This is a genomic window from Candidatus Endomicrobiellum cubanum, assembly GCF_031278955.1.
GTDB lineage: Bacteria > Elusimicrobiota > Endomicrobiia > Endomicrobiales > Endomicrobiaceae > Endomicrobiellum > Endomicrobiellum cubanum.
Genome location: NZ_JAITJM010000055.1, coordinates 1 through 19,476, shown reverse-complemented (window position 1 = coordinate 19,476; position 19,476 = coordinate 1). Strand labels below are relative to the sequence as shown.

Annotated in this window: 20 protein-coding genes; 1 reads left to right on the top strand and 19 read right to left on the bottom strand. The window is 33.2% G+C overall.

Annotation, left to right across the window (positions count from 1 at the left end; all coding sequences use genetic code 11):
• Position 1 precedes the first annotated feature (1 nt).
• The 19 genes from LBD57_RS05340 to aroC all read right to left on the bottom strand — a co-directional run bounded on the left by LBD57_RS05340 (position 2) and on the right by aroC (position 18,242).
• Positions 2-769: an ABC transporter ATP-binding protein gene (locus LBD57_RS05340; protein ID WP_373470302.1), complete on the bottom strand. Its 768-nt coding sequence runs from the start codon at positions 767-769 to the stop codon at positions 2-4.
• 39 nt (positions 770-808) lie between these two features.
• Positions 809-1,615: an MlaE family ABC transporter permease gene (locus LBD57_RS05335; protein ID WP_373470301.1), complete on the bottom strand. Its 807-nt coding sequence runs from the start codon at positions 1,613-1,615 to the stop codon at positions 809-811.
• 32 nt (positions 1,616-1,647) lie between these two features.
• Positions 1,648-2,823 carry an alanine racemase gene (alr, locus tag LBD57_RS05330; RefSeq protein ID WP_373470300.1) on the bottom strand — a complete coding sequence of 392 codons (1,176 nt, stop codon included), beginning with the start codon at positions 2,821-2,823 and terminating at the stop codon, positions 1,648-1,650.
• A 2-nt stretch (positions 2,824-2,825) separates the two neighbouring features.
• Positions 2,826-4,190 (bottom strand): replicative DNA helicase, encoded by a 1,365-nt coding sequence (gene dnaB, locus LBD57_RS05325; RefSeq protein ID WP_373470299.1) that lies wholly within the window; start codon positions 4,188-4,190, stop codon positions 2,826-2,828.
• A 71-nt stretch (positions 4,191-4,261) separates the two neighbouring features.
• Positions 4,262-4,708, bottom strand: coding sequence for a 50S ribosomal protein L9 (gene rplI, locus LBD57_RS05320; RefSeq protein WP_373470298.1), 447 nt, complete (start codon positions 4,706-4,708; stop codon positions 4,262-4,264).
• A 32-nt stretch (positions 4,709-4,740) separates the two neighbouring features.
• Positions 4,741-5,046 carry a 30S ribosomal protein S18 gene (rpsR, locus tag LBD57_RS05315; protein ID WP_373470297.1) on the bottom strand — a complete coding sequence of 102 codons (306 nt, stop codon included), beginning with the start codon at positions 5,044-5,046 and terminating at the stop codon, positions 4,741-4,743.
• A gap of 17 nt (positions 5,047-5,063) precedes the next feature.
• On the bottom strand, positions 5,064-5,525 hold the full coding sequence (locus LBD57_RS05310; RefSeq protein ID WP_373470296.1) for a single-stranded DNA-binding protein: 462 nt from the start codon (positions 5,523-5,525) through the stop codon (positions 5,064-5,066).
• A gap of 1 nt (position 5,526) precedes the next feature.
• A complete protein-coding gene (gene rpsF, locus LBD57_RS05305) occupies positions 5,527-5,895 on the bottom strand; it encodes a 30S ribosomal protein S6 (RefSeq protein WP_373470295.1) in 369 nt (122 codons plus the stop codon).
• Positions 5,896-6,259: 364 nt separating this feature from the next.
• A complete protein-coding gene (locus tag LBD57_RS05300) occupies positions 6,260-8,818 on the bottom strand; it encodes a hypothetical protein (RefSeq protein ID WP_373470294.1) in 2,559 nt (852 codons plus the stop codon).
• A 281-nt stretch (positions 8,819-9,099) separates the two neighbouring features.
• A complete protein-coding gene (locus LBD57_RS05295) occupies positions 9,100-9,441 on the bottom strand; it encodes a hypothetical protein (protein ID WP_373470293.1) in 342 nt (113 codons plus the stop codon).
• On the bottom strand, positions 9,438-11,597 hold the full coding sequence (locus LBD57_RS05290) for a PorV/PorQ family protein (RefSeq protein ID WP_373470292.1): 2,160 nt from the start codon (positions 11,595-11,597) through the stop codon (positions 9,438-9,440). Before LBD57_RS05290 ends, LBD57_RS05295 begins: the two co-directional genes overlap by 4 nt.
• Before the next feature lie 52 nt (positions 11,598-11,649).
• Complete coding sequence (locus LBD57_RS05285) at positions 11,650-12,339, bottom strand: response regulator transcription factor (RefSeq protein WP_373470291.1); 690 nt, start codon at positions 12,337-12,339, stop codon at positions 11,650-11,652.
• A 114-nt stretch (positions 12,340-12,453) separates the two neighbouring features.
• Complete coding sequence (locus tag LBD57_RS05280; protein ID WP_373470290.1) at positions 12,454-12,741, bottom strand: hypothetical protein; 288 nt, start codon at positions 12,739-12,741, stop codon at positions 12,454-12,456.
• Positions 12,742-12,825: 84 nt separating this feature from the next.
• Entirely contained in the window at positions 12,826-13,830 is a 1,005-nt protein-coding gene (gene fba, locus LBD57_RS05275; RefSeq protein WP_373470289.1) for a class II fructose-1,6-bisphosphate aldolase, read from the bottom strand.
• Positions 13,811-14,857, bottom strand: coding sequence for an acetyl-CoA carboxylase carboxyltransferase subunit alpha (locus tag LBD57_RS05270; protein ID WP_373470288.1), 1,047 nt, complete (start codon positions 14,855-14,857; stop codon positions 13,811-13,813). The genes fba and LBD57_RS05270 overlap by 20 nt, the downstream gene beginning before the upstream one ends.
• 50 nt (positions 14,858-14,907) lie before the next feature.
• Positions 14,908-15,615 (bottom strand): hypothetical protein, encoded by a 708-nt coding sequence (locus LBD57_RS05265; RefSeq protein WP_373470287.1) that lies wholly within the window; start codon positions 15,613-15,615, stop codon positions 14,908-14,910.
• Between the two features lie 32 nt (positions 15,616-15,647).
• Positions 15,648-16,484 carry a hypothetical protein gene (locus tag LBD57_RS05260; protein ID WP_373470286.1) on the bottom strand — a complete coding sequence of 279 codons (837 nt, stop codon included), beginning with the start codon at positions 16,482-16,484 and terminating at the stop codon, positions 15,648-15,650.
• A gap of 78 nt (positions 16,485-16,562) precedes the next feature.
• Complete coding sequence (locus LBD57_RS05255) at positions 16,563-17,084, bottom strand: shikimate kinase (protein ID WP_373470285.1); 522 nt, start codon at positions 17,082-17,084, stop codon at positions 16,563-16,565.
• On the bottom strand, positions 17,085-18,242 hold the full coding sequence (aroC, locus tag LBD57_RS05250; RefSeq protein ID WP_373470284.1) for a chorismate synthase: 1,158 nt from the start codon (positions 18,240-18,242) through the stop codon (positions 17,085-17,087).
• A gap of 286 nt (positions 18,243-18,528) precedes the next feature.
• On the opposite strand from aroC, the gene LBD57_RS05245 reads away from it, so the two are divergent.
• A partial coding sequence (locus LBD57_RS05245; protein WP_373470283.1) for a hypothetical protein occupies positions 18,529-19,476 on the top strand: 948 nt, incomplete at its 3' end.

Here is a 19,476-nt window from a genome sequence, read left to right as displayed (position 1 = left end):
TTTATCCCATTTTAAAAGTTCTGTCTATTTGTTGCATGGGACCACGACTTGACCCTTCAACAAATTGTCGAACATATTCATTATCTGTATTTTTTACTTCTTCTGGCGTACCACTAAAAATTATTCTTCCTTCATAAAGCATCATTATTCTATCGGCTATTTTATATGCTGACTTCATGTCATGCGTTACAACTACAGAGGATACATTAAGATATTTTTTTAAACTTATAATTAAATCACTTATTACATCTGACATTATAGGGTCTAGCCCTGTAGTAGGTTCATCGTACAAAATATAATTTGGTTTATAACTTATGGTTCTTGCTATAGCTACTCTTTTTTTCATACCACCAGAAAGATTGGCTGGCTTTAAATGTTCTACATTTTTTAAACCAACCATCGTAAGACATTTGGTGACCCTATTTTTTATTTCTTCTTCACTTAAATTGGTAAGACTTCTTAACCCAAAAGCTACATTCTCAAAAACATTCAAAGAATCAAAAAGAGCAGATTCTTGAAAAACATATCCCACTTTCTTTTGTATCTTTCGCAAATCAGAGACTATACATTTAGTTATATCAATACCATCTATTGTTATGATACCACTCTCAGGTTTAATTAAACCGACTATCGTTTTTAAAAGAATACTTTTGCCTACGCCAGAAGAACCTACAATAACAAACGTTTGACCAGAGCAAACTTCAAGGTTTACTCCGCAAAGGATGCTTTTTTCCCCAAAACTTTTATAAATATTTTCTACTCTTATCATTTATTTAAATTCTATAAATTTGAAACGCTAATAAGCAAACTATTTTATCCTCAAAGCTACTAATAAAGTTGTCAAAAAATAATCTGTAACTAAGATTAAAACTATAGAAGTCATTACAGATCCTGTTACAGCTTTGCCTACACCTTCTGCTCCATTTTCTGTATTAAATCCTTTATAACAAGCAACTATTACCATTATCAATGCAAAGAAAAATGACTTTATAAAACCATGAATAAAAGTGCGCACCGTCATAAAATCTAAAGATTGTGATAGATATGTATAAGTTGATAGCCCCCAAGTACTTGTAGAAAGAATAAGACCTCCGTAAATACCTACAATATTAGAAATAACTGTAAGTATAGGAAGCATAAAAAAACAAGCTAAAAATCTTGAAACAGCTAAATACTTTACCGGACTTGTGCCAAGTGTGTATAAAGCGTCCAGTTGCTCTGTAACTTTCATTGTTCCAAGTTCAGCTGTAATGGCAGCTCCAACTCTACCATTAACAACTATTGACGTAAGTACAGGGCCTAATTCTATAACCATAGAAAACCCTGTAACAGTGCCAACATATACCGGCTCATTAAATAAATTTGAAGTCGCATTACCAACCTGTAAAGCTAAAACCATTCCCGTAAAAAAAGATGTAAGAATAACTATTGGCGTAGATCTCCAACCAACTTCTACCATTTGCTCTATTGTGCTTTTACAGTTTATTTCCAATTTAAATATACAAGCAAAGGTTTCTAAAACCATCCAAACCGCTTTACCTAAACCTTCTATTAGTCTATATACAAAAGCTTGATTTGCTTTATAAAATTGGAAAACATTTAATGTTTTTTTCATATAGTTTATCCACAATAGTCTGTCTAAAAATCCTATACAATGATTCTAGGAACTCTTGAAGATATATTACATACTATTTCATAATTTATTGTTTCTTGTATTTTTGCAATTTCTTCAACTTTTATTTGGTCCTTGCCTTGTAATCCTATTAAAACAACTTCATCGCCTAAAGAAACTCCATTTATTCCAGTTACATCTATCATGGTCATATCCATAGTCACTCTCCCAATTACAGGACATCGTTTCCCTCTTACCAAAACATCGCCTTTGTTAGACAACTGTCTATTGTACCCATCAGCATAACCTACAGGTATAGTAGCTATAACAGAAGCTCTATTTGTAACAAAAGTTCTACCATAACTTACACAAAAGCCCGAAGGAACTCTCTTTAGAAATGTTATTTTTGTTTTCCAGGACAGTACAGGTTTTAATTTCAAAAATCCTTCAGAATGCTTAAAAGGATTAAGGCCATATAAACTTATTCCTGGGCGCACCATATCAAAATGCATACGTTTATTTTTAAATAAAGCCGCTGAATTTGCAGCATGCGCAATAAATTTAAGCCCTAAGTTTATACGTGCGTATTTTACAATTTTTGAAAAGAGGTCAAGCTGCACTTTAGTGAAATCAGAATCCGTATCTGCAACTGCAAAATGTGTGTACATGCCTGCCATATGTAATTGAGAAGTCTTTGCAATTTTATCTAACAAAGTATACGAAGCGTCTGGCAATGCTCCTATACGCCCCATACCAGTATCTATTTGCAAATGAAAATTAATTTTTTTATTTAATTTTATAGTTAAGTTTTCTAATGCCAAAATCCCTTGCATATTTGAAACTGTAGGAATAAGAGAATGAGCTACTGCAACTTGGAAATTTTCATAGGGATAGCAGTTCCCTAAAATTAAAATATTCGTTTTTATTCCTGCTTCTCTAAATTGTATGCCCTCCTCTAAAGTTGCTACAGCAATACTAGAAATGCCAGCTTTTTGAGCTTCCTTGGCAAGCATAACCCCACCATGGCCGTAAGCATTAGCTTTCATTACTGCCATTATTTTTGTGTCTTTTGCAATGTATTCTTTTATTTTTTTTAAATTAAAAAGAAAGTCGCTCTTGTCAATTTCTACCCAAGTTTGTCTAAAAAAAATGTCGGTATGTTTAAAAGAGTTGTTTCCTGTTTTAACAGGGGGCGGTTGTTTGGTTTTCATTTTTATTCTTCCTGTAACTTAGATTGATCAGAAAATTTTGTGTATTCCCCTTCAAATACTAAGTCGATATCTCCTGTCGGGCCATTTCTCTGTTTTCCTATTATAAGCGTTGCCTGTCTTTGCAAATCAGGGTCTTCTCTATTATAATATCCTTCTCTGTAAAGCATAACAACTAAATCTGCATCTTGTTCTATTGCACCAGAATCTCTTAAATCTGAAAGTTGAGGTTTATTATCTCTTCTTCCCCTATCTTCAGTTCTTCTTGAAAGTTGGGACAACACAATAACAGGAATATCTAAATCTTTAGCTAAAGCCTTAAGAGATCTAGAAATATCTGAGACTTCCTGCTGTCGCGACTCAAACTTTCTTGCTGTGCCCTGTATAAACTGAATATAATCTACTATAACTAAAGACAATGGTGTTCCTTTTGATTGCAACTCTATTGCAAGTTTTCTTGCTCTTGCCCTAAGCTCTATAACACTTATGTTTGAATCATCATCAATAAAAATTGGAGCTTCTGCAATTTTGCTTGCCGCGCTTGTAAGTCTTGGCCAATCTGTACTATTATACTGACCATTTCTCAACTTACCTGCATTGACTCTAGCTAAAGAAGCCAAAAATCTTGACATTAAAGCTTCTTGCTTCATTTCAAGAGAAAAAATAGCTACTGGTTTTTTGTTTACCACTGCAACATTTTCTGCAATATTTAAAGCAAAAGCTGTCTTCCCCATAGAAGGTCTAGCTGCAAGCACTACAAGTTCTCCAGGATGGAGACCTGTAGTTTTTGAATCAAAATCTTTAAATCCAGTAGCAAGACCAGAGATGTCTTTCGGATTAGAATGCAACTTTTCAAGATTTTCTAACATAGGACGCACAAGTTTAGCAACACTTGAAAAACCTTTCTTACTTTTCTGCTGGGAAATATTAAACAAAGTACTCTGCGACTTATCTAATATCTCTTCTGGAGAAATTTGCTCGTTAAAAGCATCACTTACTATATTAGAGCCTGTTGTAATTAATTGTCTTGCTATAGATTTATCTCGTATAATAGAAGCATAATACTCAACATTTGCAGCTGTTTGTATAGAGTTTATTAGCTCCGTAAGGTAAGCTGCCCCTCCAACTTCTGCAAAAATTCCATTTTTCTTTAAAGATTCTGAAACAGTAAATATGTCAATGGGTTGATTTTCAATGTAGAGGTCGTAAATTGTTAAAAAGATTTGTTTGTGTATTTCTTTGTAAAAGTCATTTTCATTTATTATGTCTACAACTTTTAAAATGGCTTCTTTCTCTATAAGCATCGCGCCTAAAACAGCCATTTCTACATCTAAAGCCTGAGGTGGAATTTTTTCTATTATGTTTGTCATTATGTTTATGTTGTTTAAAAAAACCATTTATCCTAGGCTAAACTCCATAGTCTAGCTTAGGATATAAGTATTTATTTATCACCTAAAACAGCAAGTTTAACTTTAACTAAAACTTCAGGATGTAATCTAATGTTTACTTCATAATTCCCAAGTTCTTTTATATTATCAGAAAGAAGTATATCTTTCTTATCTACATTAAACCCCTGTTGGTTAAAAAGCTTTGAAAGATTTGCAGTCGTTACAGAACCAAAAATTTTGCCGTTCTCGCCAATTTTAGCTTTTATTGAAAACTCTGTTGCTTCCATTTTAGAAGCAACTTCTTTTGCATTATTTATTACTTCTTCTCTTTGCTTTTCAAGTTTTACTCTTTCTCGTTGCCAAATTTTGAGGTTTCTATCTGTAGCTTCCATAACAAGGTTTTGAGGAATAAGATAGTTTCTTGCAAAGCCGCAAGCAACGTCCTTTACTTCCCCCTGACGCCCAACATTGGTAATGTCAGACCTTAATATAACTTTCATTTTCCCTCCAAGACAATCTAAATACTAATAAACTAATTTGTTGTAAAAGGCACCAATGCAATCATTCTTGCTCTTTTAATTGCTCTGTCCAGGTCTCTTTGATGCTTTGCACATGTGCCAGTTATACGACCTGAAAGTATTTTCCCTTTTTCAGTTACAAACGCGCGAAGCAAACTTATATTTTTATAATCTATTTCTACCTTATCTGCGCAGAAACGGCAAACTTTTTTCCTGGTTGGTCCACCCTTTCTAAACTTTCCGCCTGGACGGGATTGGCCATCAGATGAATTCCCTTGAGCTGCTGATTGTTGTCCCTGCGGCCTTTTTACATATGCCATATTTTTCCTCCAACCGTTTAAAACGGTATATCATCATCTTCTTCTATATTATTGTCATCATAGTGTTCTTGAGATTCATCAGGTTTTGCTCCTATTGTAGAAGTACCCTGCTTAACAAATGCTAAAAATTGCACTCTAGAAGCTATAACTTCTAAACGACTCTTTTTAACACCGTCAGAACCTTCCCATTTATTTGTTTGTAACCTCCCCTCAATATGTACAGGAAACCCTTTTTTTAAGCGCTCCTCACACCTTTCAGCTTGGTCACCCCAAACAATTATAGGAACAAAAGTAGGGTCAGCATCTTTCCATTGACCAGTGCTAGAATCTTTCATCCTTTTGCTTATTGCTATATCAAAAGAACAAACAGCCTTTCCAGTAGATGTACGCCTTAAATCCGGATCTCTAGTAAGCCTTCCAACTAATATAACACTATTTTGCTCCGGCAAACGAAGAAAACTATTGTTTTGTTGATTCATCTTACTTTACCTCCACAGCTTGAGGTTTTGTTTGAAGCTTAGCTTCTTCTGACTTAACATCTTTAGCTGGTTTTTTAACAACTCGCTTTTTGTCAACTTTAACTATCATAAATCTTATAACAGCATCATTAAATTTAAAAAATTTCTCTAAAGCGCTAACCAGCTCACCTGTACCTGTAAGCTCCATAAAAACGTAACTTCCCTCACGAAATTTGTTAATAGAGTAAGCAAGTCTCTTTTTGCCAATCTGTTGAACTGATTTAATAACACCTTTTGCAGATTCTACTAGTTTTATAACTTTAGCAGTAATTTCTTCTACATTTTCAACAGGTAGCTCTGGACAAACAATAAATGTGCTTTCGTAATTCATTTTCTACACCTCCCTCTTTTTGGAAATCCCAAAAGCAATAATTTGGGTTTAGCCTTACGCTAAAAGCTTCTTGCATAAAGCAAAGTGGAAAAATTATACAAAATAAATATTTTTTGTACAAACCTAATACAATGTCACTAATTATTCCTAATTAACATAATAAACAATTGCAGAAAGGAGGCTTTATGAGATGCATCACTAAAAAACAAAATATTAACCCCTGACTTAACCTTTTGGGTTCCCCCAAACTTTATTAAAGATTCATAAAGTTATTAGATAATAACCCCTACTGACAAAAGACCATGGCTTAAATGCCATGGTCTTTTGTCAGTATTAACGAATCTTTTAACCTACACTAATATACTTAATTACCACCACCTACTAATTTTGCAAGCTCTTTCCAACCAGTCCTCCAATCATCCAAATACCCTTTAGAGTCACCTGCTCCAGATTCGATGAAAATTTGCTGGTTTGTTTGTATATTGTTTGAAACCCAAGATCCGTCCATAGTAGATAGCGTCTCAATGTCTTCCCGCATCGCTTCGAGTTTATCGCCAATAGCGTATCCCTTATTGTCCGTAGAGTCTAACTTAAAACCTATACTAGCACCAGCACCATTTTGTGTATTGTATACTTCAAGACACATTTTACCAGATATATCATTTGTAACTACACCAGTTACCATCACTTGAGTGTTTGTACCTACAGCATCTTTAAATGCGTTAAACATGTCTTGATCTTCAACTTTTACAAATATCTCTTCACCTTCTTGAGGTATTGTAATATCTTTAAAACCTGCTCCATCAAACATGTTTACAGACTTAGGTGATAACTTAATGTACACAGGCTCTCCAGCAGCCATCTTGTCTTGAGCCTTTTGTGCATCTATTTCATTACCATCTGCGTCTACCCATGATTGCGCTTCGCCTATAACTGCTGGATCATAATACTTTGTTGTTGTTTGTGTTTCAACTTTGTGTTCAGTTGTAACACTTGAAGCATACTTATTGGTATAAGGTAAAGAATCTTTTCCATCATTAATCCTAACAGTTACTGAAAATGATACAGATTTTACTGTGGCTCTATCATATTCTTTTGTAGTTATTACATCAGCTTTATACTGCCCTTTTCCACTAGATTCATCATATAAGTCTTCTTCAGAAACTTCATTTTGGAACAGACCTTGACCTCTATCAACATCCTGTCCATCATGAGTGTCACCTGCGTGTTCCCTACTTGTATCCTTACCTTCACTTCGTCTATCTGTAAACGTAGTCGTACTAGTAATGTTTGTATCTAAGTCTGGTCTTTCTTCTGTTAATACAGATGTACTTACAGTAAAATCCATTCTTTGCGTAAGAAGAGCTTCATAAATTACTAGTGAAGCCTGCCAAACTTTTTCACTGTTCTCCAAATTCGTATTATTGGCTTCTTCAGCTGCTAAAGCTTTTATAGTATCTAAAATACTTTCCTCTGGATGCGCTGTCCTACGAGACCTAAAGGCGTCTCCCATAGAAGAGGAATATGAAGTAGTTCCACTAGAAACTACTACATCTCTTCTCATAAACACAGCTTCAACTAATGCTGCATTATTTTTAAGGTATTCATATGAAAAATTAAATGATGTAATTCCTGGATTATTTTCAAAAAATGTTGATATTTGGTCTGCTGTTGTTCCTGTTCTGTTAATTAAGGTATCTAATTCTCTCAATGTCCTTCTTAATGTTACTTCATCTGTATCCTTATCTTCACTGCTACCCAAGAACCTGCCATCATCAGAATACACAGAAATTTTTGACTTCTCGTTATTTGTAGTGTCCTTATAATCTATAACTGATTGGACTAAGCCGTTATTCCCATAGACAATTTTCTGTTTTAGTCTTGGGGAACTACCTTCAGCAGCTTTATAATATACTGCCACTGGCTTGCCATTTTCGTAAGTTGTTATTTCTCCAGTAGATAAATTTGTTTCTTTGACTTTTTGATTAGTTTTTGCGTCATATGTGTATATAGTAGTACGTTTCTTATCTTTTTCTTCAACACTGGCCACACTAGATACTACACCCTTACTTTTTAAAGTAGTAGAGCTTATAGAGGTCTCCCAAGTATATGCTGGCTGTCCAGCTGGTATTATATTTCCTCTATCATCTTTATACTTATCTGTCCCATCACCGTACTCTGTAACAACAAAAGAAGTTTGAGAGCCAGTTTCGCCAAACTTTATATACTGTGTAGGAATAGATGAGTTGTTCCCATAAACCCACTCTTCAGTAGTATTACCTTGATAGTCTAAAGTTTTTAACTTTTTACCTGCTGGGCTAGAAAATGTTGCCTTAACATCTGTAGGAGCGTCACCTAAACTTATAGAAACTTCAGTACCCATACCTGTCTTAAACCCAGCATTTAAAAAGTCTTCTACTTTTGTAGTATTATTCTGTAAGCTAACCACCCCTGCTGCAACTGCTTGCGTTACACCAAAAGCTGCTATAAGATAAGTTCCGAAATTAGCACCTGGATTAGTCTTTTTAAAATTGTCAAATGCCTGAACATCTGTTTCATCTAAATTTATATTAGTCCAATTATAATCGCCGCCTTCATCGTCATACTTTTTAACAGTCCCTTTTTCTTTACCATTAAAAAAAATCCTTACTGTTTTATCAGCATTTGTAATAGTGGTTAATTTCCCATCTAAAAACGTGTAAACCGCTGTTATTTGACCTATCAAATACTTGAGCGCACTATCATTATACGCTTCTTGAAGTTTCTCATCGCTAGTTATAGATCTAGCTAGTTTATCTTCTTTTAAGACACCTTCTGGACTACTTGCCGTTCCATAGGTACCGTCATTAACACCAAAGATTTGACCCGTATATCCAAAAGATAACATCAAAGCCAAGATTAAACTGACTATTTGTTTTTTCATGACAGCCTCCCTTTTACTTTAGTTAAAGGCCTCTTAAAAACCTTAATGCATATCCTTAACACCACCATTTGGAAAACACTGATGCGTTAAAATTTACAGTATTTGTACGCATTAGAGGGTTTAGGTAGACCTTTAAGAGCAACGCTTTTAATTTTTTGATTTACCTCCTTTTGTTACAAATTAATTTTTGTACTTAGGGCTCCTACTATTTAGTATACTACCAAACAATATATTCACCATATATCTGTGTGAACTTTTTGTAAACGTAAATTATAATTTCTTTATCTTATCACAACAATTTTTGTGTTTTTAGAATTTCTGCCTTTAATAGTCCACATATATACTCCACTCGCAACATATTCCCCTTGGTCGTTTTTCCCATCCCAATTTACTGTTGAACCGTAATCCCATCTTAACTTGCGAACAATCTCCCCAAAAATGCTGTAAATGTCTATCTCCCCTCCATCTGTTGGTAATTCTGCAAAAGTAATGCCTCCAGATAAACTCCCTTGAGAACTATTTTTGCTTTCAGGAATCCATGGGTTTGGGTATACTTTGATAGCATTTGCAAAAGAAAAAAAGTATGACATTGTTAAAAATAGAGCAAGACATTTTTTTATCATCTCATTTTCTCCAACGCTCTTTTAGCTTCCATTTTGTCAGGATTGTAAGTAAGCGATTTTCTTAAAAGCTCTGAAGCTTTGTTAAAATTGCCTATACTATAAAACCGCATGCCTTCTTGATAATATTGTTGAGCAATCTCTTCTCCAATTCTTTTATATTCAAATAAGGCAAGTGAATTTTCAGAATTGTATTCTAACGCCTTTTTATATTCTTTTAAAGCTTGTTCAAAATTATTCTTTTTTGAAAGACCAAGACCTTTCTTATAATATATATCAGATAAATCATAACCTATTTTTACAATATGCTCTTGAGCTTTTTTAGAGTAGTCAACAAAAGAATATTTGTCTGCTATTTCTTTGCTTATTTTAAAATAGTTCATAGCATCGACAAAATCACGCTTGTCGTAATACTTTAAAGCTTTATTAAAATTATTTTCTAGCTCTTTAATCATTTTATTTTGTAAAATTATTGACTTTTTATTTTTATCATACTTATTTAGTTCTTCAATACCTTTTTGAGCCTTTTCTATTAAATCTTTAACATCTCTTCTATTTGGACTAGCTATAACAATTGCTTGAAAATACATTATTGATTCCTGATATTTGCCTTTTTCAAACAACTCTATACCTTGTTTATATAATTCTTGAATTTTATCAGACGCTGCTTTTGCAAGATGATTATCTATAGTTGTTGTAAGATCTTGAGCTGGTTTATTTTTAGAATCTAAATCTAAAATTAAACCTAAATATTTCCTGGCATGTACTAAATCTCCCTCTTTATAAAATTTTTGAGATCTGTCCCATAAATATTCTATCCTAGCTCTATTTTTATCTCTTTGCATTTCAATAGAAACTTGATTGGAATAATCATCTGCTTGCTCCAAACCTTTTTTTGCAAGCAAGTTTACAGAGTCCATATCTAAAACTTTATTGAAATTCTCTTTTGCTTTTACAATGTCTCCTTTCTTCAAAGCATTATTGGCTTTTCTCATATAACCATTGATAATTTCAGCATTATACAATTCAACTTCTGCAAGCTTATTGTTAATCTTTTTCAAATACATTTGTGACTTAACATGTTCTGGATAAACAGAAAGTATATCATCAAACTCTTTTTTTGCTTGTATATAGTCTTTTTTGTTATATAAATTAACAGCTTCTCTAAAATGATTTTGCATGTAATAATCGTAAGCTACCTTTTCTGAAGTAAACCTTCCTAAAGCACAACTTAAAGTTATACTATGCGTACCTACAAGATTATTCTGAGGAACATAAGAGTAGTCTATATTTAAATTTTGAAAATCTACACCGAAACCAAATCTCGCGTCCAAATCAAAAGAATCTTCAGTAAGTTTTAAACCCGCTCTTAAATCTAAAAAATAAATTGGTTCAAAAGAAGCCCCTATAGAAAAAAAATCATCTGAAAAAAGTTGATTATTATAATCTAAAGCTACTTTAAAATTGTAAAAATCGTCTTCTTGGTAAGCAAGTCCTACAGCTAAACATTGAGGCAAGTTAAAACTTTCACTTAAAAACTTAAGCTTAGTACCGAAATTTTTTAAAGCTACGCCTAAATAAAAATTATCTATAGAAGAAAGACTTAAGATTGTTCCAGCATCAACAGCTATCGCTTCTGTTTCATAAGAGCATAAAGCACCTCTTATAACTTTTAAGTTTATCCCTATACCTCCATAAAGAGCTTCTATAGGGATTGTCTTTTTTAAGTCTATTGCATAATTTAAAATAAACCCTAAATCGTTTGATGACTCTTCTTTTATTGGATTCCCTAAACTATCTGTATAATCTATATTCCCATATCCAGCATACATTGCAGATAGACCAATGTTACCAATTTCTGTAGGAAACTGTGCTCCTATATGATTGTACTGTATATCTGAAAACAGTGACGCATTATTTACAGAAGCAACAATTCTATAAGCACCTATGGTAGAAGCAGGATTTAAAATTGCAGCACTGGGTTTGTCTAACAATAACGCACAACCACCATCTCCCATTGCAATAGTAACAGGGTTTGGATTATATGCTAGAATTTGTCCAGATGAAGCTCCGGCTCCAGCTAAACAATAAGATGACATGCAATTTATTAGAAAAGAATTTAAAAGAAACACATAAGCTGCTTTTTTGAAAATTTTCAAATTAGCCTCTAAATACAAAACTAAGGAATTTCTCTAAAATCAAAAAAAGCTTTTATTTTGAGGATGGCACAAACTTAAACCCTAAACCAAAAACAGTCATAATATGTTCTGACCAAGGTCCTAAAAGATGACGTAAATTTTTTATATGAGTATCTATAGTTCTAGTAGTAACTGCTGCATTATATTCAAACACATTTTCTAAAATAAATTCTCTATTTAAAACTATATTTGGTTTAGACATAAGTATATATAGCAAATCAAATTCTTTTGGACGCATAGAAATTTGTTTTTTGTTTAAAGTTACAGTTCTTGAATCCAATAACATTACGAGACCATCATGTTCTAATTTCTTAACCCCGTCTTTTCTACGCACTCTACGTAGTAAAGATTTTGCTCTTGCTACAAGCTCTCTATTACTAAATGGTTTTGTCACATAATCGTCTGCACCGTTTTCCAAACCAACAACTTTACACATTTCTGTAGACTCAACAGTAAGCATAATAATTGGAATATTTTCCGTTACAGGATTTTTCCTAAGCATTCTAGTAAGCTCTAGACCACCAACTCTGGGCATCTTGATATCAACAATTACAAGATCTGGTTTTGACTTTAAAATTTTTTTATAGCCCTCATCTGTATTATTATAAGTAATAGTCATAAAACCTTCATCTTCAAAAACTTTCTTAAGAAGACTTGTTAAGGCCTGGTCATCATCAACAATAATTATTTTACTTTCTATCATTGACAGAAGACTCCAAAGATACTATTTTCTAGGATAACACAAACAATTTGAATAAATAGAAGGTTTCAAAATTAACTACTCTGCCAAGAAATTTTGGCAGAGTAGTTAAAAATATTATTCTTTTACTTCAAGAGAAACTACAACGCTGGTATTGAATTTTGAAGCAACAAAATTGTACAGCCAAGCCACAATTATAGCACCTAATGCCATAATCACAGTATAAAGAACAACAAAAACAGCCCAAGATAATAATCTTGCACCAAAACCAAGACCAGTAGCTAAATCAGTAGGAAAAAAGAAAAATGTAAATAAACCAATAGTAGCACCAAGAATTGCAAAAACAATAGGCAAAACTTTAAGGACTGAGGAAACCTGAACTTTCTTTACATCGTAAAGAGACATTTTATCCCCCCTTTTATGTTTTATTCCACTCTGAACTACATGGACAAATTGTAATAGAATATTTTTTTGTTGTCAAACTTGATATCACAAATTTGATTTTGAAGCATATTTCTTTTTCATATCTTCAAGAGTTTTTGGAACATAATCAGCCGCATGTCCTGTGGTTTTAAATGCTTTCATTTTAGAAACTATAAGATTTGTTAAAGCTGTTCTTGCCGGGCCTAAATAATCTCTAGGGTCAAACTTTTCTGGAGTCTCAGTAAACACTTTTCTTATAGCTGCTGTAATTGCAAGTCGCCCATCAGTATCAACATTTATTTTTGATACGCCAAGCTTAATTGCTTCTTGTAAACTTTCTATTGGAACGCCTGTAGCTCCAGGCATTTTACCTCCGTATTTATTAACCTCTTCTATTAACTCTTTTGGAACAGAAGATGCCCCATGAAGAACAATAGGGATATCTATCAACGACCTAATTTCTTTTAAAACGTCAAAGGCAAGATTTGCAGCACCTTTAAACTTATATGCTCCATGAGATGTTCCTATAGCAATAGCTAAGGAATCAACGCCTGTTTCGTCCACAAATTTTTTAGCTTCCTTAGGGTCTGTTAAATGAATTTTGCCTGAGCCTACACCATCTTCTATACCACCAAGTGTGCCAATTTCTGCCTCAACAGAAACTCCTCTTGCATGAGCATACTCTACAACTGAACGTGTAACCTTTACATTATATTCATAAGTTGAAGCTGTCTTTCCATCTTCCATTAAAGAACCATCTATCATAACTGACGAAAATCCTAAATCTATGGCTTTTACAACAGAGTCTAAAGAGTTGCCATGATCTAAATGCATTGCAACAGGAATTTCTGGGTTTTCTATAACTGCTGCTTTCATTAAATATCCTAAATAGGTAAAATTAGAATATTTCAAAGCGCCCCTGCTTGCCTGAATAATTACAGGAGATTTCGTTTCTTTAGCAGCAGCCATAATAGCTTGAATTTGTTCCATATTGTTTACATTATACGCACCTACACCATACCCATTTTTCTTTGCTTCTTCTAAAATTTGTTTACCTGGGACTAATGCCATTAGCTCCTCCTCTGTTGTTTTTTGAAGTTTTTTTTGCTTTCTTTAAGGGTTTATTTTTATTGCTTTTTTTAGTCGCATATTCATAAACACCTATATTTCTAAATTTTAAGTATCTTTCGTCAACAATCTTTTTACTCGTCATATCTTCGTAAATTGAAAGGTATTTATTTAAAGAAGTTTTAATATTTAATGCAGTCTTTTCATAATCATAATGAGCCCCACCTAAAGGCTCTTTTATAATTTCATCTATAACTTTTAAGCTCAATAAATCTTTTGCTGTTAACTTCATCGCCTGAGCCGCTTGAGAAGCTTTCGAGCCATCTCTAAAAAGTATTGCTGCACATCCTTCTGGAGAAATAACAGAATAATAAGCGTTTTCTAAACATAAAATTCTATTTGAAACCCCTATGCCTAAAGCTCCTCCAGAACCACCTTCTCCAATAACTACACTTATTATAGGAACTTTTAAATCCGACATATCTCTTAAATTTCTAGCTATAGCCTCGGCTTGCCCCCTTTCTTCTGCAGCTATTCCAGGATAAGCTCCTGCAGTATCTATAAAAGTTATAATGGGTCTATTGAATTTTTCAGCCAGTTTCATAATTCGCATTGCTTTTCTATACCCTTCTGGATGGGCCATGCCAAAGTTTCTATCCATGTTCTCTTCTAAAGTTCTCCCTTTTTGATGACCCATCACTACAACAGATCTTCCATCTATTGCGGCTATTCCACACAAAATTGCTTGATCATTGCCAAAAGTTCTATCTCCAGAAAGTTCAACAAAATCCTCAAAAATAAGGTCTACATAATCTCTAGAATATGGTCTTTGTGGGTGCCTAGCAATTTGCACTTTTTGCCAAGCAGATAAAGAACTGTAAATTTTCTGTTTTAACTCGTTTCTTGTTTTTTCTAAATCTTTGATTTGGTCAGATAAATCTAAATCTCCATTCTGGACAGATTTCTTTAGCTCTTCTATTTTTTTGTCCATATCTACTATAGGTTTTTCAAAATCAAAAGTTATTTCCATTTGTCCTCATTAATCTTATAAATGCTTTAGGTTCTCTCTAAAAGCTCTAATTAAAACTTTCCAGAATAACTTAACTTTAAAATTCTTTCATTTGGAACCCTTGTAATATCATCCTTGCCAAAACAATCTCTTATAATACAATCAACATCTAAATACTCTGATAAAGATAATTTTAACCCCCAATTAAGCCTTGCATCTGGAAAATAATTTATATTGTCATATTCTGTCATAAAATACATAATTTCTTTAAAAATAGGAATCATTGAGTTGATAAACCCATAAACCTTAACTACAGAAAAATCGTTTACATTAGCTCCAATATTTAATATAAATCCATCAAAAAAAATCTCTCTTCCTAATACAAAATATAAACCTCTAGCCTTTTGAACATAGCCACTTTTTAAACTAGTATCAATAAAATAGCCCTGCCCATCATAACCTATAGCAATGCCAGGCAAAACCATGCTGCCTTCATAAATTTTTAACTTAACATTTAAAGTAGGTATAGCAACTTTTATATTATCGTAGCCAATAAGTTTATCTATCTCCCAAGACATTCCTATATTTAAAAATTTGAAAACACCAAAATCAATATTAGAAAGCACATTGCCACTAGAAAAACATCTAAACCCGAAATCGTATGAACCATAACTTAATGACCCATATGTAGGAGTATCTACTACATATGTTTTTACAGCAAAAGAAGCAATATTGAAATTAAAAAATACTAACAACAAACTCAACATCTTCTTTAACATTGTTGCTCCATAAACACTTCTAGCTTGTTTAATTAAAACATAACTAAAGCTAATTTTAATTGAATCCCATATTCTCTTGTAAAATTATTTGGCTCGTAAGTATAGCTTTCTTTATCTTCTACAAAAGAGTAAATTTTTTCAGAAGTAGTTATATCCCAGTACCTAAAAAATGGTTCTAAATATATGGTAGATTGTCGATTATTTTTATAAATAATTTTTCCAGAAAATCTAAATCCGTACCCACCATACTGATGAAAATTTTCACCTACATCGCCAAATAAATTTTTACCGGACGTATTAAGCCCCCATAAAAATAAATCATATTCTGCATTTAAAGAAAGAGCAAAATCGTTTGCACAATCATGTATTACATCTATACCTATAGGAGAATATATGTATCTTTGCAATCTTTCATATCCACCAGGCCCACGAGTACTACCTAAATCATCATAAAGATATCTATATCCTATTCCGAAATAAGGATGAAGTTCAACACTTCCACCCTTGAGAAAAACAGTGCCCCTTAAAAGCCTTCCCTCTAAATAATAATCCTCTACGTCAGTTATCCTAAGCAAATCGCCACTCACCGTTGCGCCATCATAATCAATAGACCTGCCCACATATAGCAATTGTAAAGCCAAAAAAGAATCAGAGTATATAAAATCATTTAATCTAAATTCAGTGAAAAAGCCATGCCTTGTACCAGTTTCTTGCATAAAGCCAGGTTCTTTATACAAGTAATTACTAAATTCCATACCTAAAGACGTTGTAAGTCTACCATTTAAAGATTCAATTTGAATACCCTGACAAAATGAATACAAACTAACAAATATCATCAAAAAAAGAGTAGTAGAATATTTTTTGCCCATTTCTATAATCCCGTTATAAATGGGTCTGTCTAAAAACCCACGTAATACCACATATTAAAACTTATATATCAATATCTGTCAAACACAAAAATGGAACCAATTGATCTTATTTATAAGACCTTCAACAACTTCCAATATTGAAAGTCCACCTGTATTAAAAGAAAAATCACAATTTATATATACATCTTTCCTGACTTGTAAAAGTTCTTTTATTTTAATTAAAGGATCTTGACATTTTAAAATAGGCCTATCATTATTATTTTTGATCCGCTCATATATAACCTCAGCACACGCATAGAGGTTAATTATTACACTTTTTGCTCTTAAAATTGCAATATTATCTCTATTTAAGGCTGTCCCCCCGCCACAAGCAATTACTGCAAAATCCTCTTTTGAAATTTCCTTTACAATCTGCGCTTCTATTTGTCTAAAATAGTTTTCTCTAAACTTTTTAAAAATATTATTTATTTTAAGGCCCGTCTTTTCTTCTATTAGGTTATCTATATCAAAAAAATTAAACTTAAGTCTCTTAGACAAAACCTTACCGACCTCAGTCTTTCCAGTCCCCATAAAACCAATAAGCACTATGGAATGCTTCATTTATAAAGCCTTCTGTCTCTTGTTATATGAATTAAAATTATTCTTAATATCATTCAAAGAATCTGCACCGAATTTTTCTTTAAAAGCACTTGCAATTTCACAAGCTAGAGCAGATTCACAAACAACTCCTAAAGATGCAACCGCACAAACATCACTACGTACAACTTCAGCTTTTGACATTTTTTTAGTCTCTAAGTTTACAGAAGTTAAAGAGTTCACAAGTGAAGGTAGAGGTTTCATAGTACAGGTTATAGTTATAGGTTCTCCATTACTCAGGCCACCTTCTATTCCTCCCGCCCTATTTGTTGTTCTATAAAAACCATTTTTTTTACTATAAAAAATTTCATCATGCGCTGCTGAACCTAAAGTTTCGGCAAGTTTTACACCAAGCCCAAACTCAACAGATTTTACAGCTTGAATTGAAATTAAACTCCTAGCAAGTCTACCATCAAATTTTAAATCCCACTGAGTGTGACTTCCAAGGCCTATAGGGACATTTTTTGCCACAACTACAACTTTACCACCTAGAGTATCACCTTTTTTTAAAACTCTATCTATAAGACGCCGCATTTGTAACTCTGCTTTAATATCTGGACATTTTAAAGAAGACGTTTCAACATTTTTCCAAAATTCCCCTTTTTGAACAGCACTTACATCGGATATAACATTTCCAACCTGCAAAGTATAAGACATAATGTCTATTTTAAATTCTTTTAGAAAAGTCTTGCACACAGCACCAACTGCAACTCTAGCTGCAGTCTCTCTTGCAGAAGCTCTTTCTGAAATATCTCTTACATCTTCTAGTCCATATTTAATAAGTCCTGGCAAGTCTGCATGCCCAGGACGAGGCTTTAAAAGTGGTTTAACGACTTTTGTATAAGAAAATGGAGACATTATATCTTGATTATTTTTATAATCTTTATTTGGGATTAATAAAGTTATAGGAGACCCTAAGGTTCTTTGATGCCTAACACCAGAAAGTATTTCTGCTTTGTCTTGTTCTATTAGCATTCTTTTTCCGCGCCCATACCCTTGTTGTCTGCGCGAAAGTTCTTTATTTATGTATTCTTGATTGATTTTAAGGCCTGCTGGGATACCTTCAATAATTGCAACTAAAGCTTTGCCGTGAGATTCTCCTGATGTTGTAAATCTAATCATTAACATCTCCTCTACAGCTTATAGAATCTGATTTTGACCAGTATTACCTGACTTGACCTTTTGGGTTAGCCCGAAAGAAAAAGCAATAATATAAATGTATTTAATACACATTCTCTTCTATAAAAGAGTTTATCTTTTCTTTATATCTTAACATAAATAATAGTCTAAATATCTATTTAGACTATTATTTTACATATAGGAACTTCTTAATTCTATTGTGACAATATCAAGTTAATTCACCTTTTTTGACTTAATGCAGTCTCTAAACTAGAACTGGAGGTAGCTAATGTCAAAGTGTTTTAATCTTTGTAAAGTCCTTAAAGAATATCTCTTCTATGCTGTTCTCTTAACTATCACATTAACTCTCTTCTGCTCAGCTCAAATTATTGAGATCCTTAATCCCCCTTCCACTGGACACGGAGTAGCTGGTAACAGCGTATATACTTCTACTGGCACTCCTAATTATGGGGTAGTAATTTTTGACTTTCCTTGGCAGCCAGCTAACTTCGGTGAGTCCTCTGGCAACACCATTATTATTCGTTCTACTATGCCTACTAAGAGACTCGGCATTCTCGGCTCTCTCAACTACCCTTTCGATCAAAATTCTGTTAATACCGGGTCCACTAACGTAGCTCTTAAACCCGATATCATTTGTAGTTCTAATTCTGTCATCATATACAATGATGTAAATAATAATTCTATATTCGGCTCTTACTCCTTATTAAACGATGCTCTTGCCAATAACACCTTCACCCCTTCTAGCAATACCATTAACTCCACTTTCTCATTTACTAATAATTCTGTAACTATTAGTAGCTTTTCTAACATCTCCTTTCTCGAAAGTGCTACGATCTCCCTTTCTCTCAATTCTGGCTCTCTAATGTCTCTAAACCTCACCTCTTCCTTCTACTTAGACAATAACAATATCACCATCAACAGCTCTTGCTCTGTATCTTATATATACGGTGCTCACCTAGAGCTATCTCCAAACAACAGCTCTACATTATATAGTCCCCATACCATATCCATATCTAGTAATACTATTGAAATCAATCAACCTATCTCCAACTGCATCCAAATCAGCTTAGCTTACTTATCCTTACCCAACAACGATATCCAAAATCTCTATGTAACTGATAATAGAATCTCTATATCTACTTCCAATTTAAATTTATCTGATATTCCTATTTCCCTTGTTTATTCTAATCCCTCAATAAACTTATCAAACATAGTA